Consider the following 23,339-nt stretch of genomic DNA (forward strand, 5'->3'; position numbering starts at 1 on the left):
TCAGCGGCACGACTACCATGGCTGAAATGGCAGACCTAGTACCACTGCACAGAGGTTATGACTCTTTGGCGGTTGGGTTTGGATAGGCTTTGGCGAGTTTGACGCGGGCTTGCTCGGTAGAGAACATCCAATTGATGCGAGCGCCGCTTGCGTTGCGTCGGCGTTCCCAGGCTTCGACCTCGGCAACGAGGCGGCTGCGGCTTTCGATGCGGCGGTCGAGGCATTGGCCGCGCAGGACGCCGATTTCGATCTCGACCATGTTGAGCCAACTGGCGTGCTTGGGGGTGTAGTGCAATTCCAGCCTTCTCAGGATGCGGCGCGCCTCTTCGGCCGGCAGGGCCTGGTAGAGCGCGGCGGGTGTGTGGGTCGACAGATTGTCGAGCACCACGCGGATGCAGTCGGCCTCGGGATAATGGACATCGACGAGATCGCGCATGCAGTGGGCGAAGTCGTCGGCCGTGCGCCGCTCGGTGACCTTCACCTTGCGCCAGGAGCGATGGGCGTCGAGGAAGACGAACAGGTTGGCGGTGCCATTGCGCTTGTACTCGTAGTCGTAGCGTTCCGGCCTTCCAGGTTCGGCCGGGATTGGCTGGCGCACCTCGCCGACGAGCTGGGTCGGGCTTTCGTCGAAGCAGACCACCGGCCGCGCCGGGTCGGAGGCTTCGGCATAGAGGTCGAGCACATCCTCCATGCGCGCGACATACTCGGCGTCGATCTTGGGAATGCACCACATGTCCTTGCGCCATGGCTTGAGATCGTTCTCGGCCAGGCGCCGGCGCACCGTTTCGCGCGACACCTGCTCATGCGCGGTCAGCTTGACGAACTCATTGGCCAAGAGTTCCAGCGTCCAGCGGGCGCAGCCCGGCGGCGGGCTGGAGCAGGCGGTGGCCACCAGCAGAGCTTCCTCCTTGCCGGTCAGCTTGCGCTCCGCGCCCGGGCGCGGCTCCTCGCTAAGCGCCGCCTCCAGGCCGATCTCCACGAAGCGACGCTTGGTGCGGTAGACGGTGGAGCCGCCGACCGTCACCGTCGCGGCGATGGCCGCGTCGCTCAGGCCCGCGTCGGCGGCGAGCAGGATCTGCGCCCGCTTGAGCTTTCGCGCCGGATGCTTGCCGCCGCGCAGCAACGCCGTGAGTGCGTCGCGTTCGGGTTGGTCGAGATCGACGCGATAGCGTACATTCATCCGGAAAGCCTCCTTCGGTTGCGGAGGTTCCGGATGAATCGAAAAATGAATCAATTACTTGACGGGAAGACGCCAGCAGCACCCGGTTTCACCGAAAAGCAGGGCCAGTACCTCGCCTTCATCTGGGCCTACAGCCAGATCAACGGACGCGCGCCTGCCGAACGCGACCTGCAACGCTATTTCGGAGTCACCCCACCCTCCGTCCACCAGATGGTGCGCACCCTCGAGCACGCCGGCTTGATCCGAAGGCAGCCCGGAGTCGCCCGAAGCATCGAACTGCTCGTCGACCACAACAGCCTGCCCACGCTGCAACCCAACCAACACGTCAAATCCTCTGTGCAGGGGTACTAGTCCTTGCCGAGGGGCCGGACACATTCGTCCTGATCGGCTTCTCAATGGGCGGTTATGTTGCGCGCGAAGTGGTGCACAAGTCGCCGGAACGGGTCACGGCTCTGATATTGATAGCAACATCTGCCAGAGGTGACACGGACGAGCAGGCGAAAAGCAAGAAGCTCTCGGTCAAATTGGTCGATCCTGAGCGCTTCCATGGTCTGAGCCGAGGTGCCATCATTAGCTCGTTGCACCAAAGCCGCTCTTCGGACGAGGCGATGATCCAAAGAGTACGCACCATGAGCGAGCATGTTGGCGCGGATGGTTTCATTCGCCATGCCAACGAAGCGAGAGGCGGGGATTTGGAGAGGTTGCACGCCATAACGTGTCCAAGTCTCGTCATCGCCGCTGATGGCGATCGACTACGCACCCTCGATGAGGCTCGCGAACTGGTTCACGGCATTGTCGGTTCTAGCCTTATCGTGATTGAAGGATCGGGACACATGATACCGATCGAGCAGCCTCAAGCGTTAACCGGTGCGATCATACCTTGGCTTGAGAAGGTGAAGGACCGCGCGCCCCGCTAGCCGTGCGAACTGGCAACGGCGTTCGAACCCAGCTGGCTTAGCTTCTGGCGAGGATAGGTTTTGTCCACCATTGGGTCCCAGGCCGCGAAGACGGAAAACCAGGCATTCGAGGTCTTGCCACCCGAAGAATGTCGGGGCCAATTGCGTTCGATCAGAGCAACTACGGCGTGCCCGCGGTGAAAGATAACAATGGCGACGGTTCAAAAGCCATTCCAGCAGAAAAATAGAATAACGCTTCTGTGGCTGTTTGCGGCATCGGTGATGATCGTGATGATCCTGTGCCGCCCGGCTATCAGCGAGAGGTCCCCCGTCCATGATCTCTTTGAAGTATCCGAGGTGGGGCCAACGAATTTTCCAGCCACGTTTGCGCGGCTCCTTGGAGAGCCTCTCGGATGCTGGCGTGGTTGACCGGCTTTGGGGCAGTGCGTCGCCGTTATTTGCCTCGAACCGCCAGAAGAACGCAGACAGCGAGCCTTGGGCCTCAGCCAGTTCGCAGGCGCGGCGGGCGTTGTTAGTGACGGCCTCGATTTTCCCGCGATGGCGGACGATCCCGCTATCAGCCAGCAACCGCGCTACACCAGCCTCATCGAATAGCGCCATCTTGCGGAAATCGAAGCCATCGAAAGCAGCCCGAAAATTCTCGCGCGTGGCAAGGATGGTGCGCCAGCTCAAGCCCGACTGAAAGCTTTCGAGGCAAAGCTTTTCAAACAGCCGTATGTCGTCTGTAACGGGAAAGCCCCATTCGTGATCATGATAGGCGAAGAGCTCAGGCGCAGCCGCACACCAGCGGCAGCGCGGGCGACCATCCGGGCCAGGGACGGTAGTGCTCATGTCGCCGCGTTCAGAAAATCCAAGGCCGAAACGGTGCGCTTGGCGGCGGGCCCGATAAAGGTTTCGATTCGCTGGCCAGGAACGACGGGCGAAACGGGCAGGCGCGGCGAAATCCCTGGAGGAACTGGTGGGCCCGGAGGGCCTGCCGAATTCGAACAAAATCAGCCGCTTAACCCCGTGTGGGACGAAAACAGCGCTTCATAAAAATCAATGGCTTAACAAAGCCGCCGTCCCACTTTTTCCGGCAACTTTCGCCCCTTCTTTCCCGGTCGTATTGCGGACAGGGAGGCGCGCATGAGCGGGGCGCGGCCCTTCCGGGACGTGAAGCTGCAATGGCTTCAGCAGTTGAGCTGCGACAAAGATTTGAGCGACAGCGCGCGATCCGTGGCGCTCTATATCGTCACCACGCATTTGAACGGCCACACCGAAAAGGCGTGGCCGTCCTATCAAACGATTGCCGACGCGACCGGCAAGAGCGTCAAGACTATTCAGCGCGCCGTCCGTGAACTTGAGGTCAAAGGATGGTTCGAGGTCCAGCGCGGAAATGGCGTCGGGCACAACACGGAATATCGTCCCTCAGCGGCATCGATTTTACGCGCATCGAAGGCCCGCGAAAAGACGGACAAAGTTGTCACCCTTTACCCTGACAAAGGCGGTCAAATTCGTCCGGAAAGGCGGTCAGATGTGTCCGGCGAAGGGGGACAAATATGTCCACCAAACCCAGAGAAAGAAAAAATAAATAAACCTAACCCGCGCGAGGACGCCACGCCCCGCGTCGAGACGCGGCGAGCCGTCCCGCTCGTTTTCGTGGCCGAGACGAAGACGGATCAGGTCGAGCAGTGGCGCTCCTGGTTGCGCCATCACGGCTTTCCCTCGATCAACGCCTTGGGCCTTCGAACGGTAAAAACCGGCAAGCCGGGGTATGCCTTGCCGGGTTACTGGCCACCGGACGAGGCAAGCCCGAGTGCGCTCGACTGGATCGCGTTCTTCAGCCACCGCCGCGACCATATTGCCGATGAGACCGCCCGACAAACCGACCTTCGGAGGGCGTCATGACGGCTGGCGATTTGAAGGAAGCAAGGCGACCCCTGTCATACGGCGAGCCTTCTGACAGGGAGCCTTGTGAGGGGAGGCAAGCCTCCCCTTCAAACCCCACCAAGAGCACGCGGCGACCGCCCAAGGGCGACCTCAATGCCGTCGTGGTTTTCCGCTGCACCGCATCGGAAAAGCAGGCGCTGACCGCACGTGCGGCGCGGGCCGGTCTGCCCTTCGCCACTCTGATGCGGGAAGCGCTCGGCCTCACCGAGGCGCGCCGCCGCCGTCCGGTCCCCAAGGTGGACCCGGAACTGGTGCGCGCCGTCGCCCGGATCGGTGGCAACCTCAACCAGATTGCCCGATGGCTGAACGCGGCCCAGGTTCAGGGCCAGGTGTCCGCCATCGACGCAATCACGGTTGCCGCGCGCCTGGTCGCCATCGAGCGGGCGCTATCGGAAACCCTTGAGCAGTTCACGGCCAAGGACGGCGCGCCGTGCTGATCAAGTTTTTCCGAAACGGCCAGGGCGGCGGATCGGGACCGGTTGACTATCTGGTCGAGCGCGACGTCGTCGCTTACGACCAGAACCGCAACGCGATCCGCGATGAACGCGGCGAGGTCATGCTGTTTGCCCGCGAGCCCTTGCCTGAAGTGCTGCGCGGCGACACCGAGCGCATGCGCGCGCTGATCGACGCCTGCCCGCACCAATGGACCTATCGCGCCGGCGTCATCGCCTTCACGGCGGAAGACGCGCCGAGCCTTTTCCAGCAACGGCAGGTGATGGACGCCTTCGAGAACCTTGCCTTTGCCGGTCTCGAAGCCGATCAGCGCGATATGCTGTGGGTCCGTCATACCCATGAGGGCCGCGTCGAGCTGCATTTCGTGACGCCGCGCATGGAGCTTGTCAGCGGGCGCAGCCTCAACATCGCACCGCCTGGCTACCAGAAGGACTACGACGCCCTGCGCGATGTCCTGAACAAGGAACACGGCTGGAACGATCCGATGGCGCCGGAGCGCGCCCGCGAGACCGTGAGCCTCATAGAGAACGTGCGGCGCGGCGATGCGCGCGAGCTGATCCATGACTGGATCGTCCAGCGCATCGAGACCGGTCAAATCCATGACCGTCCGAGCATGGCCGAAGCCTTGACGGCGGCGGGTTTCGACCTGCCGCGTGCCGGCAAGAACTACATCACCGTGCGTGATCCGGAGACGGACGAGCGCTGGCGCCTAAAAGGAGACCTGTTCCGTGAAGACTGGACCCGAGAGAATACCTTTGAGCGAGCGCTTGAAAGATCGGCTGGCGAGCCCAGCGGTTCAGGAAGCCGGCTCGACGCCATTGCCCTCGACGAGCTTCGAGACCGATTGGAGCGAAGCCTTGAAGCGCGCGCAAGCTACAATCGAGACCGATATCCGCAGCTTCACGGACGCGAACCGCCAGCACTTGAGCGAGGCACTAGCGATGACCGAGGCGGACGTGAACCGGCTCCGGTCGATGGTGCAGCCATTCTTCCTGACCATGGGCGCGATGGCACTGCTGATCGTCCTGTTGAGCTTCACCGCGAGCTGGTTTTGGGCGGGGCTGATGATCGACCGCGCCCAGAGCGCCAGCCTCGGGCAGATGGGCTTGCAGATCAACCAGACCGGCAACGGCAAAGTCCTGACCTGGGACGTCAACCGCCTTCAGCTGATCACCTGCCAAGTCGGGACCGACAAAACCCCATGCCTGAAGATCGTCCAGGGAGATTGACCTATGACCAAAGCCACCAGACCGCCGATGCCCGAGACCCTGTCGCCTCTGGAGCGCGAGTTGCTGGGTTACGTCGAGACGTTAATGAGCGCATTGCAGAGCGGGACCGCGCAATTCGAGGCGCTGGAGAAGCGCTCGACCGACATGATCGAAAGCCGACAAGCCGCTTTGGAAGGATCGCTGAAATCGCTCATCGCGTCACAGGCTACCTTCATGAACGCCTGGCTCGCCTCCGGCAATCCTTCCAGCGGCACGGCCTCGACCGAGCTGACGGAAGCGTTCGCCCTGCTGGAGCAGGCCGAAGCGTTGCTGGAAGCGGTCGCGCCGCCGACGTGACGGCCCGATCGCCAGCGCCCGGTCGCGGCCGCAACTGATTTTCATTTCCGTCTGGAGTTTTTTGACCCATGAATTCGATCATTCAGCCTTACCGCTATGCTCTTTCCATCGCTGTAATTGCGGCAGGCTTCCTGCTGATGGAAGCCGCACCGTTGTTCTGGCCACCCATCTACCAAAATTCCCGCGCCGCGATCCTGGTGATGTTTTGCGGGTTTGCGCTACTGACATTGGCGGGAGACACCCAGGGCCGCATCCGCAGCGCGTCGGGCTTAGCTGTGGGGGCTGCCCTCCTTGCCGCGTCTGCTCTCGCCCTTACCGACCCGACCATTGCGGCAGGCGTCCTGCTCGACAGCTTCAAGGCTTGGCGCAATGCCGGCTATTCCGGAATCGAGAGCATCCGAGGCATGGTTTTGACATGGGATCGCTTCACCGAAGCCCAAAGGCTGGGTCTGCAAACCAGCCTTGCAATCGGCCTGCCTGTACCCCTGTTCCTCATTCTGCGGGCGATCTCGATTGCAGCGCCGGCATCATCCAGCCGGATTTCCAAACAGGGCCCATGGCGCGCCCGGTGGATGAACCGCCAGGAGTTGCGCCAGCTCCGGCACAACGACAGCGGCTTGCCGCTCGGTCTCTCCGGCGGCGCAATGCTGCGCTATCGCCCCAACCCCAAGACCGGATGGCGCGCCGGCCATCATGTCGCCATCGCCGGCACGCGCGCAGGGAAAGGCGTGTCCGTCGTCATTCCCGCCATCATCGACCATGACGGGCCAGTCGCAGTCCTCGACATCAAGGGCGAGAACTTCGCCGTGACGCGCCGATATCGGCAGTCGCTCGGCCGTCAGGTCGTGGTTCTCAACCCCTTTGGCGTCATTGAGCCGTCGAAGGACAGCTTCAACCCGCTCGACTATATCCGGCAGGCGCACCTGGTCCGGGATATCGAGGTCATTGCCGAAGGCCTTGTTCGACCGGAAGGCGGTAACGGCGCACACTTTGCCGAAATGGCGAAATCCATGATCGCCGCCGTGATCGAGGTCGTCATGAGCAGGCATACTGAGGCCGATCGCAACCTGATCACCGTCATGGACCTGCTGTTTTCCGCTGGCTTCGAAAAGACGCTGACAGAATGGGCCGGAGCGCCGGAGACATTCGGCACCCGCCCGGCGGCGGCGGCTGCCACCTTCCTTGCTGCCGGAGAGAACGAGCGCGGCGCAATCAAAACGACCATCAAGAAGGCCTTCGATTGGGCGCGTTCCGACGAACTGCGGGCCTTTCTCAGCGCCTCCACATGCTCACTTGAAAACCTGTTTGAGGGCCGCGCCGACCTCTTCGTGGTCGTGCCGCTCGACCAGGTGGACGCCCAGGCCGTCTTTCTCCGGCTGCTGACGAACATCATTCTCGGCATGGCGGTGCGCCTTGAGGGTGCCAAAAAACCGAAAAAGAACGTGCTTTTGGTGCTGGACGAGTTTGTCCGTCTCGGCCGGATGGAAAAGCTGATCAACATCGCCAACGTCGCCGCCGGCTGCGGCATCGAGGCGTTGTTCATCACCCAGGATAAGGGCCAGATCGAAAGCGTCTATGGCAAGGGCGACACCGCCAGCATTCTCGGCTCCTGCGTCACCACCCGCATTTTCGGTCTCGGCCGCGCCGAGTTCGAAACCGCCAATTGGGCCGCAAACGCGCTCGGCGATCAGACGGTGCTAACCCGCACCAAGCAATCCTCCGCGAAATTCGGCGAGAGCCGCAAGACGTCCACCGCCGAGCAGCGCCAGAAGCTGATGACTGCTGATCAGATCCTGGAAATGAAGACCGGCAAGATGCTGTTGCTGACGGGCTCGAAACCTCCTGCGCTGGTTGACGCGATCGTTTCGCACCGGCATCCGGTATATCGGCGGAAGCTGGACCGGAATCCGATGGTGTGATTTGCTTGCACAAGGTTTATCGCTTGGGATAAAAATTGCTGCCACTCCCAATCTGCCGAAGGTCAAGGGTACGGGGTCTAAAGGAATTTCCCGATCGGGAAATTCACTTGCGTAAGTATCGTCCGGCGTTGGTGATTTTACCGATCGGGAAAATTATTCTCGACAAAGGGTCCGATATGCTGTTACTTTCCCGATCGGGAAAACAATGATGGCAAAACAAGTCAGAAGCCCAGCCGATATCGGCGCCCTGGTCCGAAGCGCACGCAAGGAGCAAAACTTGCGGCAGGACGAGCTTGCCGGCGTCGCTGGAGTCGGGCTGCGGTTCATTGTCGATCTCGAAGCCGGCAAGCCCACAGCTCAGATTGGAAAAGTCTTGCAGGTTCTGCAAACGCTCGGCTGTTCTATCAATATTCTGCCCCCCGGCGAGCGCGGACAATGACGGCAAAGGTTCTCAATGTCTGGTGGGATGGTCGCGTTGTCGGTCAGTTCACGCAAGACCGGCATGGCGATATCGGGTTTGCCTACGCTCAGGCTTGGCTTGATGACGACAAAGCGCTTCCGCTTTCTGCCTCTCTTCCAAAGCGATCGGAGCGGTTCTCCCGTCGAGAATGCCGGCCGTTTTTCGGCGGCCTGTTGCCTGAGGAAAGCCAGCGTCTCGTCGCCGCCCAGGCATTGGGTGTTTCGCCGGCGAACGACTTTGCGCTTCTCGACCGCCTGGGCGGCGACGTTGCCGGCGCGCTTCAACTCCTGCCGGAAGATCAGGAACCCGTAGAGACAGGACCGATTTCAGACCAGCAGCCGCCGCCTTTGGATGACGCAGGAATCGTTCGGGTGCTGGACGCACTTCCGATGCGGCCGCTACTGGCTGGCGAGGAAGGCTTGAGACTATCGCTGGCCGGCGCGCAATCCAAGGTGCCGGTTGTTCTGATTGACGGCCAGATCGCGCTTCCGCTTCACGGCCAAGCGACCACGCACATACTGAAGCCGCCGATCGCGCGCTTCCCAGGGACGACCGAAAATGAAGCCCTTGTGATGATGCTCGCTGCCGCAATCGGCCTCGACGTAGCACCCGTCGAACCGAGGTTCGCGCAAGGACGCCCCTTTCTCCTGGTCGAAAGATATGACCGTATCCGCGATGCCAGCAGCCTCGTGCGCCGCATCCACCAGGAAGACTTTTGCCAGGCGCTCGGCGTACCGCCGGAAACGAAATACGCTAGCGAAGGCGGACCGACCTTCAAGGACTGTTTCGAGCTGTTGCGGCGGGTATCAGCGCGACCGGCCACGGATGTCCTGAAGCTGCTGGACGCCGCAATTTTCAATCTTATCGTCGGGAATGCCGACGCTCATGGCAAAAACTTCTCGATACTCTATGACGATCAGGGGCCGCGAATGGCTCCATTGTACGACCTGCTTTCCACTGTTGCCTATCCAGACCTTTCACCGAAAATGGCCATGAGGATCGGCAAACGCGCTACTCTCGCCGAGATGGACGCTGATGGGTGGCAGATGTTCGCGAAGGAAGCAGGCATCGGCTTCCCTCTGCTTCGTCGTCGCATCACAGAGCTTTGTGATAGCGCTGTAGAATCGGCCGGAAGCGTGGCGGAAAAGCTTACTCACTCATCTGCCAATTCAACATCAATCTTCGAAATCGCTGAGCTAGTGACTGCCCGAGCAAAGCTCGCCAGATTAACATAGAACAACTAATGAGGCCTGCGCCAACGAATCAAAGAAGCGTGCATCGCGGCTATTTACTTGAACTATTAATTTTCGCTACGCTCTGCCTTAAAGCTTCATTTTCGCTTTCCAAAGATTCCATTTTTCGCTGAAGCTCTGACAACCTCTGCTCAATTGCCGCATACTTGGAAAGCTTCATCTGAATATCAGTAGAGACCTCGCCTAAGCTTTCCGCCTTTTTATTAAAATTATCAATGCGAGAGGCGGCCTCATCGACATAGTCCTTATATATTTGATGTTGAGAGTCGTAGAATGACTGTTGATTGACTACGAGTGTTGCCAATCCAACTGCGATTGCTAAAACCGAAATAGAGCCAACTATACCAGCTCCCCAAGCAATTCTATTGACGCGCCCATTGGCTTTGTCTGCGATTCCCTCTGATCTCGATGCGATGGTCTTCGCTTCTGCAGCTTGATTTTCTGCATCTAAGACAACTCGATTGATTGAGCTTTGAATCTCAATCAGTTTTCCATCACCATTACTTTCAACTGCTTTCAGAATAAACTTCTTTATATCCCAAAACCCTGACGTGCTCGGACGCACTCCAACTGCCGTAGATTTCGACACAGTCGATGTTGTTTTGGTAAACTCGACCCAGATGAGGCCTTCGTTTTCGGAAATATAATAGTCTTCCGAGGTCAGATTATGAAGAGGGATACACAACTTACCCCAAAATCCGGGATCGACGATCGGTCCCGTCCCAAGCAAAAGTCCTCTATGCACATGCTTTATCTGAAGATTAAAACGAAGAGCTATGTATTCAGGAAGTCTAAAATTAAGATCGCACTCAACAAAAACTATAGAATTTGCTTTAATTTTGAGCATTCCATCCTTAAAGGGAACGCTTTTAATCTTTCCATCTTCAAATGTATAAACGACCTTGCCAACTCGGCCTTCGTATGAGGCTTTTTTCAGTCTTGGTTTTTCACCGCCAAAATAGAAAGGGCTTATCAAGCCAGTCGCCAACACATAATCTTTTATGTGCTCCGCAGAAAGCAGCGATGGAGGAATTTTTTTTGCTTTTAAGGCATCCGGTTTACCATCGTTGTCTCTCGCCAACTGGTCTGCGGCCTCGTTAGTAAGCAAGCACTGTTCGACGCTAGCTTCGTCCCCCTCACCACTCATTTTGAATACTCTTTTGCACACAATACGCCAAATGGAGAAAACCCAAACCAATCAATACTTCTGCCAATCGCACTATTAATTCGCGATATAAATCTTGCAATCTCGGTATTGCTGTCATCGAGATCTGAAACATGCCCCAAATAATCCAGGTGGTTCATTACGATACGCGTTGGTGAATTCACTGAAACTGCTCGATTAACAATATCAGGGTCAAATTTTCCGACCCTGCGAAGCTTCTGGGTGACTGTTGTATATTCCCGAATATCTTCGCCTCCGATATTGGACGCAATTTCCTCCCAAGTGGTTTCCCCTAACAAAGGGCCGGATTCTCCTGCTACTCGTATAGGATAGGATCGAATGACCATGGTAACGTCATCAACATCGAGCGGGCTTAACCCAGCCTCAGCAAGCGCGCCGGCGGCCGTGGTGCAGCGAGATGTAGCCTTCGGCCAATAGCCGCCCTCAAGTAACGACAAGCCGAAGCCCTGAGTACCCTCGATTACAACACGAAATCCTTTGTCTAGTTGCATGCGCAGCAAGGTAGCCACATCAGTTACAAACCCTTGAAGTGGAGCAAAGTGTTCAGCATCGGGAGATGAGAGGGGAAAATTTGAGGCTTCGCGGGCCACTGCGGCCATCACAGCACCGCCAACACCCGAGCCTGTGGAGCCGATAGCGCCTGTGAGCCCAGCTTGTCTCTCCCAGTTTTTGTGTTCTGGCAGGATGATTCGAGCATATGGACTTATGAAAACGCGCTTCTTTGGGTACTGCAGCTCTTCAATCTCAGAAAGCAGAAGTTCGACATCGATATAAGAGCCCGCCGGGAATACGACATCTACGTTCTTATCGATGCACGACGCCGGCATCTGCCTCAGAGCCCACTTCTTACCGCTTCGATCGTACCCAGTATGACCCGAGTTTGGCCCGCCAACGCGGATTACTGTCACAGGCCCTTTAGCTTTGCGGGCAATTTCCAGAGCGACCTTGCCTTTTCCTTCAGAGCCAAACTGGCCCCCTACGACGATTGAAACAGGCATGATTTCCCCTCAGTCAGTTTGCGTGCAAGTTCACTCGCGCGATTTTTGAGTGTTAATTTATCTGAGTCGTTGACGAAAATCTCGTGAGCCAGCGATCGGAGTTCCCCCACACGACCCTCAACCTCGGACTTTGCAGCCTGCTCAAAATTACCGTCACTCATCCGCTCGTGGTACCGGATCTTTCTTACATCCTCTGCGGCTTCGATGTATATGTGATGGAAATTGGCTCCAAAGCGCTCCACAAGATATGCGTGATCCTCGGGAAAGCGCAGGCCATCGACGACAATCGCAACCCCATCTGAGACCCGCTGTATGGTCTTTTCGGCCAGCCACCGTTGACGCCCCGTCGCATTGATTTCTCGTCCCAGTTCCTGACGATTATAGCGAGTCAACTCGACTCCGCTTTCGCGCAGCATATCATCGATCACCAGGCTGAACCGCGTATATGAGAAGCCGAGTGACTGAAGTTCTTCGGCAAACGTCGTTTTTCCCGCAGCAATTGGGCCGCTTACTCCGACAACTATCGGATTCGCAACGGCATCAAGTTTCGGAATAATCAAAGGCGGTTCGTTTTCTGTGCCCAGAGCCTCAGTCAATCCTGCCATATGGAACGTGCCGACCAAGGCCGATGTTATGGCATCAAGTTCGTCATGGGTCACAGCATTTTCAACGTAGTCGCCTGAGATACCAAAACCATGTAGACCCAGCTTTAGCCATTCAATTCCCGCGCCTTTACGAGGGATGCGCATGATATCTTGTGCTGCCCCCGGATAGCTCTCGATGACAGCGACTCCGCTTTGTCGGAGCGTGTTGGCAAGTTTCATGCCTCTGGCGGTTAGCTTCTGCATGCTCGGAAGCAGACAAGGGTATACGTTGACACCCCGCCTTTTCAGTTCCCGCTCGCATTGTCGCATAATGCCATATAGGTCTCTGCCAGGATCAGAGTCTTCGACGCTCAACCGGCCGAACGGCAAGCACAGAGGGGAGTCAATCGATACCAAGTCGGGCTTGGCCTCCAAAGTCCGTGCTAAAATATCCTCGTCAGAAAATAGCGTTGCGGTCGTCGCATGATTTCCGTCGAGAACACACCAACCTGTCCCTCGTGCTTCCGAACCAGTCAAATCAATTCCGACGATCTTTGCCTTGGCCGCAGGCCCCCGCCCCAAAACATCATCAAAATGAGGAGCCTTCGTTAGATAGCTTCCGGCCGGATTAAATTTCGGCAAATCCTGCCAACCATCAGGCGCGGACCAATTGATGAAGCCGACCGCTTGAGTAAAAAGGTCCGGTTGAATTTCAAATTGCGCCAAGACGTGATCGAAGATTGCTCCCATGGCTGCGATATCTAAACGATTGTATCGGACTAGTTTTTCCAGCGCACTGATTTCGCCCCTTAAGTAGCGATGCCACAACAGCACCGCTGCAAATCCATCGACGTCGGAGAGTTCCGTACGAAGATTCAAATCAATCTGCTTCTCGATCGACTTCTGGCCTCCCGTCAGTCCTACGCGCCTGCAGAGGTACATCAGATCAATATGTGTTTCTGGCAATCGAACGTCTGGAAATTCTTGACGAAGAAACCGCTGATCAAAGCGAATGCCGTTGAAGGTGACCATTGCTTTCGCATGGCGTGCGTCTGCCAATAGGCTGTGATGATCATCACCCTTAACAAAGGTCGAGGCCTTTCCATTAAAAGCCCATCCAACCACGGTGATTTCGTCGTAGTAGTGGCTGAGACCAGTCGTTTCGATATCTAGGAATAGCACCTGGTCAGGATAAGAAGCGCAAAGTGCCAACTGTTCCTTCAGAAGTGGAGGCAGACGACGAAGCACAGGCGGGGTCATCGCAGACTTACGACGTGCGTCCGGCATCAGAACTCCAAAGCTATGCGCGGCGCGCACTCAGCCCATATCTTTACCGGATTAAAGCTTCCCGACTTCCCATATTTGATCGAGAGGCCTATGGTTCCTCTCTGCGTTCCTGTTGCAATCGTCATCTTGGCTTTACAGATTGTGAGTCTACTGAAAACACAGTAGCTTGAATGGCTAATCGTTGCGAGTTCACATTCGAACGACACACTGCAATATTATTGTGACACCGCTAGGACGCACAGGGCATGAAACGAGAAAAGTCGACCTACGACCTTGGAGACTACGAGCTGTCCGTTGAGCTGATTATCAACGATCAATCGCGACTCCATGACTACGGAATTCGGCGCTCAGCCTGGCTTCGTGGTGTTCGTATGATGAGGCGCTACGGTCCAGATCTGGCGCTCGAACTTCTGGATGAGCGCGCTGAGAGAAGCTACGCCCGCAAGGACATCGCTATGTGCTATCGTTTGCGTGACCTTATGGTAGCAATTCATGCGATGACTGAAGATGAGGTCCAGCCGAACGATCGAGTTCATTGAGGCTCTCTTTCTTCGGTAAGCCATTTGATCGACCATGTACCCCTTCCGTCACCCAATTTCGGAGCGATATCGCGGCAAAGAAGCTTGGCTTTTTCATCCATTTTCCATGGTGTATTGCAAATAATGATGCCGCTTCCGGCTAAATTCATTCCGTCTTTCTTGAACGGAAGGAATTCAATTCGCAAAGCCTTTGGATACTGAGCACTGACGACGGCATCCGCCAGCGCGTCACCGATTTTTGAATCTTTGATTGGATACCAAAAGCAAAAGATACCCGTGGACCATTTGCGAAGCCCCTTTTTCAAGGCGGATATCATGCTTTGAACTTCGTCTTTTTGTTCGAATGGTGGATCGACAAAAACAAGACCTCGTCTTTCGACAGGTGGCAGTAGAGCGTTGATGGCATCATATCCGCTCCTATTTTGGACAGTCACACGCCGATCAAAGCGGTATCTGTTTTCAAGCTCAAGATAATCATCGGGGTGCAATTCGCAGGCGATCAGCCTATCGGTGGGCCGAAGCATATGGCGTGAAATCTCGGGAGAACCCGGATAATGCCTGAGCTTACCTGGGTTTATTGACTTGATGATATCGAAATACCTCTGACAAGATGGAATACCAACATCGTAGATTTTTTCTACGCCATCAACTTTCTCACCTGTCCGCTGAGCCTGCTCTGATTCGAGATCGTAAAGTCCGACGCCAGCATGGGTATCCAGCACCATGAAAGGTTGCATCTTCTGCGTTAGATGTTCCAGAAGCATAACGAGAATTGCGTGCTTGAACACCTCAGTATGGTTTCCCGCGTGATAGGCGTGTCTATAGTTCATCTAGGCGAGCTCTATTTATAGTTGTCTTGTGAGATTGAGACGGGAACTGTCCGCCCTTGCCGCATTGCTCACCTTACCACGGCATCTTGTTCAGAACGCGCTTCAGGCCAGATCGAAATCAGATTGTCAGGCCTCTTCTCTAACTTCCCGCAACGCACGGCTGAACAGATGACTGAAAATCCGGTCTCGATCTTCCGCATTTGTCATAATGATATTCTGAAGGCTGCTGTCGCGCTGATATTGTCTAATAGTCTCTTCTAAAAGCCGACGCACGAAAGTAGGCCTTGAAACGTCCGGTGGATTATTGCGCAGGACAGCGGTCATCTCCTCATCAAGCGCCTTTCGCTTCACTTGCTCAAGGCGGATGAAGTCCTCCTCGGTGAATTGGGTCCCATGGCGCTCGTTAAATGAACTGACAATTTCCGAAAGTGCTTTCGCTTCGTCTTCCGTGTAGGGCTTCGCTCCGAACTCGCTGATCGCTGTCAGGGGCTTTGCCTCGCCGGCTTGCAAGGAGGCTGAACCAGCTTCTTTCTGTTGGACGCGGAAGGCGCGAAGTCGCAACATTTCATCCGTAATTTCAACCTCCGGAGGTTGCTCGCGGTTCGGCAACATCCTGTCCAACCAGTCGGTATAGGCATAGAGCTTTTCGAGGCTGGTATCGCCAAGCCGTATGATCTGGGCAACAAAACTGTAGAACCGCTTATAGCTCCTGAGAAGTTGACGGAACTCCTCTTGGCGCCCCTCGTCCTCTTCCGCCTCAAACCGGCCCACGGCGTTACGAACGAGCGCTTCGAGGCTCACCCGGTCATGAGTAGAAAGCGTTCCCTTGAAGAAGGTGAGAGCAAAACGTTCAACTTCGGTGCTATCGATATAGCCGAATGTGCGGATACGCGTTTCCAACTGGTAGATTTGATTCTTGTCTGAAACGGCTTCGAGGCTGGACACTTCGTAAAACGGGCGGAATGCTTCCTTTATGTCTTCCATGGTGTTCTGGAAATCGAGGATGAACGTCCGTTCCTTGCCGGGGAATGTTCTGTTTAGGCGAGAGAGCGTCTGTACTGCTTGAAGTCCCGCCAATTTCTTGTCGATATACATTCCGCAGAGTTTTGGCTGATCGAAACCGGTCTGATATTTCTCGGCGACAATCAAAACTTGATATTCGGAGGTGTCGAAACGGCGCGGTAGTTCTGTCTCGCTGAACGTGTTCAACTCTGCCTCGGTGTAGGTCTGCCCATCGATATTCAGTTCACCGGAGAAGGCGACCAGCGCTCTCAAATCCCGATAACCTTTGTCATCGATATAAGCCTTCAGGGCGAAAAAGTACCGTAAGGCGCTTTCGCGGCTCGACGTCACGATCATTGCCTTCGCCTGGCCATCCAGCTCCGACCTAACGTGACGCCTGAAGTGCTCGATGATGACTTCGATCTTTTGATTCAGTGCCGTGGGGTGAAGCGAGGCAAACCGAGCGACCTTGCGTTGCGCGCGGCGAGTATCCAGTTCTGGATCGTCATCGATGGTTTTCTCCAAGGCGTAGTAGGCCTTGTAGGTCATATAGTTTTGCAGCACGTCGAGGATAAATCCCTCTTCGATGGCCTGCCGCATCGAATAGATATGGAAGGGATGTGGAAGGCCATTCGCGCCCATCGTCCCGAACCGCTCAAGCGTGACATTGCGAGGCGTGGCAGTAAAAGCAAAATAGCTGATGTTTTGCTGCGGCCCACGCTGGCGCTGATATTCAGCGATAAGTTCCTCAATCTCGTCCGATGTCGTGGCTTCGTCGTCACGGCTAAGCGCATCGCTCAACGCTTGCGCGCTCTTCCCCGACTGCGACCCGTGGGCCTCATCAATCAGAACAGCAAAGCGACGGGTGCCTTGTCCGGAAATCACCCGCAGATGTTCCGTCGAGAATTTTTGAATTGTGGTGATGATGATCTTCGCTTGGCCTTCGATGGCGGCTTTCAGTTGCCGAGACGTGCCGTCAATCTTGCGGACAACGCCGGGCGTTTGCTCAAATTGAGCGATCGTGCCCTGAAGCTGCCGATCCAGGACAACGCGATCCGTGACCACAATTGCGGTATCGAACACGGGCCTGTCCGATTCATCGTGCAAAGTCACGAGCCGATGGGCCGTCCAGGCGATGGTATTCGACTTTCCCGAACCTGCCGAATGCTGAACCAAGTAGTTACATCCACCGCCGTGAACGCGGGCATGCCCGATCATTTTAAACACCGCGTCAATCTGGTGAAAACGCGGAAAGATGAGCGCTTCCTTGCCATCCGTCGTGTCGAGGTGGACAAACCGACCGACGATGTCGAGCAAAATGTCACGCGATAAAACAGCACGCTCTTCGGGTTGATCGGCCCACAGGTAGGCGACACGGAACTCGCCTTCAATATCAGGATTGCCCGCACCACCATCATGGCCGCGGTTGAAGGGTAGGAAGCGGGTCTTGCCGTTCTGAAGCCGCGTGGTCATGGATAGGTTGTCCTGATCCATGGCAAAGTGGACCAATGCACCGCGCTTGAAAGTCAAAAGCGGTTCGTTCGCGGGTGCGCGGTCCTTGCGATACTGAAGCTCGGCATGACGAAAGGTCGAACCCGTCAGCGTATTCTTCAACTCAAATGTAGCAACGGGCAGCCCGTTGATGAAGAGCGCTACATCAATCGCGTTTTCATTCTTGGTGCTGTAACGCAGTTGCCGGATGACGCTGAGAATATTCGCCTCAAACAGGCGCATAAGTGTTGGATTGAGGCTAGACGCTGGCTTGAAGGCACAAAGGAAAAACTTGAGATTTGGAACCAGTTTCACGCCATTTCGAAGTACGTCCAGCGTACCGCGCTGCTTAAGTCCTTGTTCCACCTGCTTGAAGAATTCAACCTCTGATGACGCGCCATAATGAGCTTCGAGCTTGATCCATTCCTCGCCCTGCGTCGCCTTGATGAAATCCAACACAACTGCTTTATCGAGAGCCGATGATCGGTCGTAATCCTCCGGTGCCCGTGCGCGATAGCCCTGCTGATCAACCAGCGCTTTACAGAGATGAACTTCCAGCACCTCTTCGCGGTGGACGTTATCTTCCGAGAAGCCCTTGGCATAAGGGTGCGGAGTTGGTGGCTGTTCGTAGTTCATGGCCGTTCCCCCTTTGCCATGCGAATGAGCCAATTCCGCTCTACCAAAGCGGCGTTGAGTGCGGCCATTGCCGCCTTCAGATGCAGAAGATCGACGTGGATTTCATCCTCGATTGTCGATCCATCCGTCGATTTGGGCATCCCATAATCACCATATCGGAACGCCTCGGAACCGGGATCAATAGAGGCCAGTTCTTCGCACCGCTTGATGATCCAAGCAGGCACAACTTCGCCCGCATGCTGCTTGTGGTGTGCGTAACTCTTTGCCAGGTTGCCCAGGTGATGGATGTCTTTCTTCACCCGGACAGCGGGCGGAAGGCCTGCCTTCAGCAAAAGCTCGAAACAATGGCGGAATAGAAAGAGCGCCGCGTTTGCGACCTGATAATCGGCAACACGCTTGTCCAGAATGGATTCGATCAAGGCGTTTGCAGCCTCGAAATACTGTTCCGCGAGCGCTCCGTCGCGCTCCGCCAGCATCGACGGCCTGGCGAAGCCTCCGATTACGAAACCAAGAGGACCGGACCATTCGTCGGGCCGCTCGTGCTTTTCCGACAGCGGCTCGAATAGCGGGCGAGTCATGGCTTCCTTGGTGGGGGTTTCCGATGCGGCTCTCATGAAAACATATCCCGCGTCATCGTGTGGGCGGTTCTCGGGCCTTGGCCGCGCGGCACGAGCCCTTGACGTTTCATCCATGCAAGCCGAACACGAAGATCGCCTTCGCTGAATTTTTCCCCTTTCTCCGCATGCCATTCCGTCAACACGCCGCTGATGATCGCGGCGTCGTCCGGCTGCTCGCCGTCCATCAGCGCATCGTTCCAAACTGCGTAGAGCGTGGCGACGGCTTCGACTTGACGGCGATCGAGATCACTCAAAAGGCTGATTAGGTTGCGCAGTGCTTCCATGCGTGGGCCGAGAATGGAAGTCAGATCGACGACATGATGGCCGGCCTTCGGCAAGGGAGTGTAGCGAACCGCCCCGCCGATTCCGTCCTGCTGGCGAGCGCAATAAAACCCCTGGGTCTCCAAAGCCTTTTCCGTCTCATCGATCAGGGCGCGGTCGAGCGGGCCTGCAGCCTCCCGCAGATAGTTGCCCTGTAGCTCGCTGATGCCGACATGGGCCTCGGCAAGGTAAAGCTCTTTTTGCAGCTTCACCCGCCCAAACCTCGGATTATCCTGATGTCGGTGGATGATCTCCGCTCCGACGACCACACGAAATTTCAGGCGGTCGGCTTTCGTCGTGGTGACAACGGCGGTCTGACGGATGTCCAGTTCGCCAGTGACCGCGGCAGTGATCAAGGCGGCGCGACGTTCCTTGAGGCGTTCCACAGACAAACTGACCTTCGCCGCAACTTGGGCAGCGTAGCTGATTTCGTGTTCGGCTTTCTGGGCTATACGCTTCTGTTCGTCCAGGGGTGGCACGGGAAGCATGATTAGTTTGAATTGTTCCCAATATAGCCGCAGACGGAAGTCGGTGATGCCTTTCGAGCCCTGCCGCATCTGTTCAATGAAAGGCGGGGTGCGCAACAGGAACTGATAATAAGGGCTGTAAAGATCGCTAATTGGCTTTGCCACGACATACGCCGGGCTTACAGCACCATCGACAGTCGAAACCCCCACGGCTCCTTGCCATGCGCGCATCATGTTGTATGCAAGATAGCCAGGCCGCACACGCTTATAGCTTGACCGATCTTCGATCAGATTCACCTTGCGGTCGCGCTCCTCGTCGTCGAGTTGTCGATCTGATATGCCGGTATGGATCGAGACGGACAGGACTGGGAGGTCGTCAGTGTTTGGCTCGCCAACCTGCCGGAAGAGGTGGCCCGCGCGCCTCATCATCCAGTGTGCGGGAATGCGAGGCATATATTCGAGGCCGGTTTCAACGCTTGAACCAGCCCGACCATCATGACCCATCACTATCTCGATGACAGCTTGCCGGGCGCGTTGATCTAGAAGCACCACCTGTCGTTGTTTTTTGGCGATTAGTTCGTCGATGCGGGCAGTTTCGCGGTCGAGAAAGGCGACGATAGACCTCTGGGTGTCGAGATCGGGAAGGGAAATATCAATTGAACCGATGCCGTTCAGCGTCAGCCCATAGCGCGTGACTCCCTGCGCAGCATTGGCGAACGCCTCGCGTGCTGGTTTCGCCTTCAGCGCCCAGAAGAGATAGGGTCCGAAGACCTCTGAAGGCTTTGAGCGCAAGATCGCCAAATGGTATCCGCAAACGACGCCTTCGGCGCTTTGCTCTACAAGAGCAGGAACAGCGATGTCGTCCGGCGTCTCGCTGTCCTTCGTGATGATCACATCCCCGGCGCGAAGCGTGAATTTTGCAATCTCCTGCGGCTTCGCGGAGCCTGTATTAAACTCGATCTCGTCGGTGATGCGGTCGTTGTAGTAGACGTCCACATAGTTGCAGAGGCGAACGGTCTGCTCGCCTTCTTCCATGACTTTGTCAACGTTGCTGGATTTTATTGTCGCCAACCGACGAAGAGGTTTGAGGGGCCATCGTGTGCTAACATCCAAGGCGGTCATCCTGCGACCTCCGATAGGAGGCCCGCGATGTCAGCTTCCAGCGCCTTCAATTCCGCGTCGATCTCGGTGAGCGGGCGTGGAGGAGTATAGCGATAAAAGTAGCGATTGAAGTTGATCTCGTACCCGACACGGCCCACGCTTCGGTCAGCGTCGTCCCGGTAGGCCTCGTCCACCCAGGCATCCGGCACAAAGGGCGTCACTTCGCGCGCGACATACGCCCGCCAATCCTCCTTAAACGGTACGAGTTCGTAATCCCGAAGTTCTGGGTCTGGCTCTGGGTTGCCATCACCGTCACGGCAGATGGCAGCGGTTTCATCTCGCTCGGAAAGTGCCGCAAGTATCGCCTTCTTAACGGGCGCGCCAATCTTGATGCCGGCACCCTTCAACGCTTTGGCGAGAGCAACCTCGAACGAGGGTCGATCCTTGAACAGCGCATCAGACAGGCGGTTCGTGACGACGTTCAACACGTCTTCCTGGTCCGCAGGATCCAGCTTCATGAAAGGTTTGGCCAGTTTCAACCGCTCGATGCGCTCGACACAGGCTTGAAAATTAAGCCTCAACGGCCGTTCGACCTTGATCTCGCGATAACCGAAGTCCGTCGTGTCAAAGATTTTCGAGACTTCCGCCCATGGCCCGCCGCCATTCGCCATCTCGGAGAAAATACGCGCGATGGTCTCGCGGGCGTCGTCGCGGATCTCACGGCGCTTTGAGCCGAGATTTTTGCGCATCGGTTTCCAAAACCGTTCGCCCGATGCGTCGATGAGCTGGACTTTTCCACGCCGCTCCTTGCGCTTTCGGTTCGTCAGAAGCCATACATAGGTTTGGATGCCGGTATTGTAGAAGAGATCGGTCGGAAGTGCGACAATGGCCTCGACCCAATCCTTTTCAAGCATCCATCGGCGAATTTCGCTTTCGCCCGATCCCGCGCCGCCGGTGAAGAGCGGTGAGCCGTTCATGACGATGCCTATGCGCGAACCGGCTTCGTCGTCTCGCATCTTGGAAATCATGTGCTGAAGGAAGAGCAACTGCCCGTCCGAGATACGCGGCAAACCTGCGCCAAAGCGCCCGTCCGTACCATTCGTCTCGGCTTCAGCCCTGATAGGCTCCTGATACTTCTTCCAGTCGACGCCATACGGTGGATTGGACAGCATGTAGTGGAATTTGCGGCCCTTGTGCGCATCGTGCGTCAGCGTGTTGCCGAATGCGATGTTCTCTGGGTCGTGACCGGTGACCAGCATGTCCGACTTGCAGATGCCAAAGGACTCGCCATTCAGCTCCTGCCCGAAGAGTTCGACGCGGACATCCGGATTCAAATCCTTCATGCCCTCTTCGGTGAGCGCCAGCATTCCCCCTGTACCACATGCCGGGTCGTAGACCTGGCGGATGATGCCCTTACCAGTGAGCGCCTGTGCATCGTTGACCAGTAGAAGGTCTACAATTAGGCGGATGACCTCACGCGGCGTGAAATGCTCGCCAGCCGTCTCATTGGAGATTTCCGAAAAGCGACGGATCAGATCTTCGAACAAGTAACCCATGGCCAGCGTCGAAACCGATTGTGGCTTCAGGTCGAGCGCGGCAAACTGCTCGAACACCTTCCAGAGAATTGCGGCTTCGCTCAGCCGCTTGAGCTGATCGGTGAAGAGAAACTTATCGAGGAAGACATCCTTAACCGACGTCGAAAAGCTCGTGATGTATGCGATCAGATTGTCGTGCAGTTGGGCCGGGTTCTGCGCTTTGATCGACGCAAACGTAAGCTTGCTGGTATTGTAAACCCGAATGCCACCGCCGATTGCCCCGAAAAGCATCATGTCACGGGTTTGTTCGTCGATGCCCTGAGGCAACGACAGTTGCGCCCTCAGGACGGCGTCTTTGCTCGGCTCTAGGATGCAGTCAAGGCGGCGCAGCACCACGAAGGGCAGGATCACCTTGCCGTATTCAGATTGCTTAAAGTCGCCTCGCAAAATTTCGGCGATCTGCCAGACGAAATTTGCGAGGGTCTTCGCTTGCTGTATGGTCTTGTCGTCCATTCCCGATCCTGTCTTCTGACGCAAATTCCGCGTCACAGAACAAGACCTTGCAGTCGTCCGCCAGACACAGAACGGCCAGACTTCTGTATTCTTTAGCGAATTTTGGTTAAGTAACCGTTTCGCTCCCACACATGGTGTAGGAAATCACATCTTTTTGCACGGAGTCAAGGAAACGCGCGACTCGCGCATCGCCGTTCTTATCCGTTTGCCCTGCACAAGGCTACATCGACCATTTTCCGAACCGATCATGGACGTACCTGATCCGGCTGACCATCCTTCGGCCTCTGACGGCGCTACCGCAGGCGAACAGCATCAGCGACAAGCTCAGCACAGGGTTCACCCAAGCATCGGATCCACTGTTTGCATCGAACAAAATGAGCGAAACGGCTCCCATTGCAGCGAAGAAGACCATCCCGAAGTCGTATTGCTTTGAAAGGCTCGCGAGCCGGGCCGAATGTTGGGCATAGCGCAATTGCCTTGCCAACTTTCGCTTTTCGGATGCCAGTTGATCGCGCTGGCGACCAAGCACGTATACACCCTGCATTATCTGCTCTTC

At 56.4% G+C, this 23,339-nt stretch carries 19 protein-coding genes and 2 pseudogenes; 11 read left to right on the forward strand and 10 right to left on the reverse strand.

Annotated features, from left to right (window positions below):
* Nucleotides 1–55 precede the first annotated feature (55 nt).
* Nucleotides 56–1,180 (reverse strand): IS630 family transposase, encoded by a 1,125-nt coding sequence (locus FHX09_RS15060; RefSeq protein WP_184450318.1) that lies wholly within the window; start codon nucleotides 1,178–1,180, stop codon nucleotides 56–58.
* Nucleotides 1,181–1,225: 45 nt separating this feature from the next.
* Here FHX09_RS15060 and FHX09_RS15065 point away from each other — a divergent pair, with 45 nt between their 5' ends.
* Both FHX09_RS15065 and FHX09_RS15070 read left to right on the forward strand, forming a co-directional pair.
* Nucleotides 1,226–1,531, forward strand: a complete 306-nt coding sequence (locus FHX09_RS15065; RefSeq protein ID WP_132595341.1) for a MarR family winged helix-turn-helix transcriptional regulator — start codon at nucleotides 1,226–1,228, stop codon at nucleotides 1,529–1,531.
* Entirely contained in the window at nucleotides 1,510–2,097 is a 588-nt protein-coding gene (locus FHX09_RS15070; protein ID WP_348649173.1) for an alpha/beta hydrolase, read from the forward strand. Before FHX09_RS15065 ends, FHX09_RS15070 begins: the two co-directional genes overlap by 22 nt.
* Before the next feature lie 354 nt (nucleotides 2,098–2,451).
* Here the strand turns inward: FHX09_RS15070 and FHX09_RS15075 are convergent.
* A pseudogene (locus FHX09_RS15075) lies at nucleotides 2,452–2,928 on the reverse strand (DNA-3-methyladenine glycosylase I); the annotation flags it as partial.
* Nucleotides 2,929–3,222: 294 nt separating this feature from the next.
* Between FHX09_RS15075 and FHX09_RS15080 the strand changes: the two are divergent.
* The 8 genes and pseudogenes from FHX09_RS15080 (at nucleotide 3,223) to FHX09_RS15105 (ending at nucleotide 9,658) form a co-directional block, all read left to right on the forward strand.
* The gene (locus FHX09_RS15080) at nucleotides 3,223–3,984 is read left to right on the forward strand and encodes a helix-turn-helix domain-containing protein (protein ID WP_184450320.1); all 762 of its coding nucleotides are present in this window, start codon (nucleotides 3,223–3,225) and stop codon (nucleotides 3,982–3,984) included.
* Nucleotides 3,981–4,463, forward strand: coding sequence for a MobC family plasmid mobilization relaxosome protein (locus FHX09_RS29460; RefSeq protein ID WP_210301555.1), 483 nt, complete (start codon nucleotides 3,981–3,983; stop codon nucleotides 4,461–4,463). Before FHX09_RS15080 ends, FHX09_RS29460 begins: the two co-directional genes overlap by 4 nt.
* 278 nt (nucleotides 4,464–4,741) lie before the next feature.
* Nucleotides 4,742–5,176 (forward strand): annotated as a pseudogene (locus tag FHX09_RS29900) (relaxase/mobilization nuclease domain-containing protein); the annotation flags it as partial.
* Nucleotides 5,177–5,207: 31 nt separating this feature from the next.
* The gene (locus FHX09_RS29905) at nucleotides 5,208–5,708 is read left to right on the forward strand and encodes a hypothetical protein (protein ID WP_246699455.1); all 501 of its coding nucleotides are present in this window, start codon (nucleotides 5,208–5,210) and stop codon (nucleotides 5,706–5,708) included.
* 3 nt (nucleotides 5,709–5,711) lie between these two features.
* Nucleotides 5,712–6,044, forward strand: a complete 333-nt coding sequence (locus FHX09_RS29910) for a hypothetical protein (protein ID WP_246699456.1) — start codon at nucleotides 5,712–5,714, stop codon at nucleotides 6,042–6,044.
* Nucleotides 6,045–6,112: 68 nt separating this feature from the next.
* Complete coding sequence (locus FHX09_RS15095; protein ID WP_184450324.1) at nucleotides 6,113–7,963, forward strand: type IV secretory system conjugative DNA transfer family protein; 1,851 nt, start codon at nucleotides 6,113–6,115, stop codon at nucleotides 7,961–7,963.
* Between the two features lie 208 nt (nucleotides 7,964–8,171).
* Nucleotides 8,172–8,402, forward strand: coding sequence for a helix-turn-helix transcriptional regulator (locus FHX09_RS15100; RefSeq protein WP_184450325.1), 231 nt, complete (start codon nucleotides 8,172–8,174; stop codon nucleotides 8,400–8,402).
* On the forward strand, nucleotides 8,399–9,658 hold the full coding sequence (locus FHX09_RS15105) for a type II toxin-antitoxin system HipA family toxin (protein WP_184450327.1): 1,260 nt from the start codon (nucleotides 8,399–8,401) through the stop codon (nucleotides 9,656–9,658). Before FHX09_RS15100 ends, FHX09_RS15105 begins: the two co-directional genes overlap by 4 nt.
* Before the next feature lie 49 nt (nucleotides 9,659–9,707).
* Here the strand turns inward: FHX09_RS15105 and FHX09_RS15110 are convergent, their stop codons facing one another.
* The 3 genes from FHX09_RS15110 to FHX09_RS15120 are packed head-to-tail and all read right to left on the reverse strand — an operon-like array spanning nucleotide 9,708 to nucleotide 13,731.
* Nucleotides 9,708–10,823, reverse strand: coding sequence for a hypothetical protein (locus tag FHX09_RS15110; RefSeq protein ID WP_097661036.1), 1,116 nt, complete (start codon nucleotides 10,821–10,823; stop codon nucleotides 9,708–9,710).
* A complete protein-coding gene (locus FHX09_RS15115; protein ID WP_184450329.1) occupies nucleotides 10,820–11,860 on the reverse strand; it encodes an adenylosuccinate synthetase in 1,041 nt (346 codons plus the stop codon). The genes FHX09_RS15110 and FHX09_RS15115 overlap by 4 nt, the downstream gene beginning before the upstream one ends.
* On the reverse strand, nucleotides 11,839–13,731 hold the full coding sequence (locus tag FHX09_RS15120) for a ribonuclease H-like domain-containing protein (RefSeq protein WP_184450331.1): 1,893 nt from the start codon (nucleotides 13,729–13,731) through the stop codon (nucleotides 11,839–11,841). Before FHX09_RS15120 ends, FHX09_RS15115 begins: the two co-directional genes overlap by 22 nt.
* 245 nt (nucleotides 13,732–13,976) lie before the next feature.
* Between FHX09_RS15120 and FHX09_RS15125 the strand changes: the two genes are divergently transcribed.
* Nucleotides 13,977–14,270, forward strand: a complete 294-nt coding sequence (locus FHX09_RS15125; protein WP_097661042.1) for a hypothetical protein — start codon at nucleotides 13,977–13,979, stop codon at nucleotides 14,268–14,270.
* On the opposite strand, the gene rlmJ is transcribed toward FHX09_RS15125, so the two are convergent.
* The 5 genes from rlmJ to FHX09_RS15150 all read right to left on the reverse strand — a co-directional run bounded on the left by rlmJ (nucleotide 14,264) and on the right by FHX09_RS15150 (nucleotide 22,783).
* On the reverse strand, nucleotides 14,264–15,100 hold the full coding sequence (gene rlmJ, locus FHX09_RS15130) for a 23S rRNA (adenine(2030)-N(6))-methyltransferase RlmJ (RefSeq protein ID WP_184450332.1): 837 nt from the start codon (nucleotides 15,098–15,100) through the stop codon (nucleotides 14,264–14,266). The genes FHX09_RS15125 and rlmJ overlap by 7 nt on opposite strands.
* 126 nt (nucleotides 15,101–15,226) lie before the next feature.
* Nucleotides 15,227–18,229, reverse strand: a complete 3,003-nt coding sequence (locus tag FHX09_RS15135; protein WP_184450334.1) for a type I restriction endonuclease — start codon at nucleotides 18,227–18,229, stop codon at nucleotides 15,227–15,229.
* Nucleotides 18,226–18,843 (reverse strand): hypothetical protein, encoded by a 618-nt coding sequence (locus FHX09_RS15140; RefSeq protein ID WP_184450336.1) that lies wholly within the window; start codon nucleotides 18,841–18,843, stop codon nucleotides 18,226–18,228. The genes FHX09_RS15135 and FHX09_RS15140 overlap by 4 nt, the downstream gene beginning before the upstream one ends.
* A complete protein-coding gene (locus tag FHX09_RS15145) occupies nucleotides 18,840–20,756 on the reverse strand; it encodes a restriction endonuclease subunit S (protein WP_246699449.1) in 1,917 nt (638 codons plus the stop codon). Before FHX09_RS15145 ends, FHX09_RS15140 begins: the two co-directional genes overlap by 4 nt.
* Nucleotides 20,753–22,783: a class I SAM-dependent DNA methyltransferase gene (locus FHX09_RS15150; protein WP_184450338.1), complete on the reverse strand. Its 2,031-nt coding sequence runs from the start codon at nucleotides 22,781–22,783 to the stop codon at nucleotides 20,753–20,755. Before FHX09_RS15150 ends, FHX09_RS15145 begins: the two co-directional genes overlap by 4 nt.
* Nucleotides 22,784–23,339 lie beyond the last annotated feature (556 nt).

The sequence above is a fragment of the Rhizobium sp. BK538 genome (genome assembly GCF_014197575.1).
GTDB lineage: Bacteria > Pseudomonadota > Alphaproteobacteria > Rhizobiales > Rhizobiaceae > Rhizobium.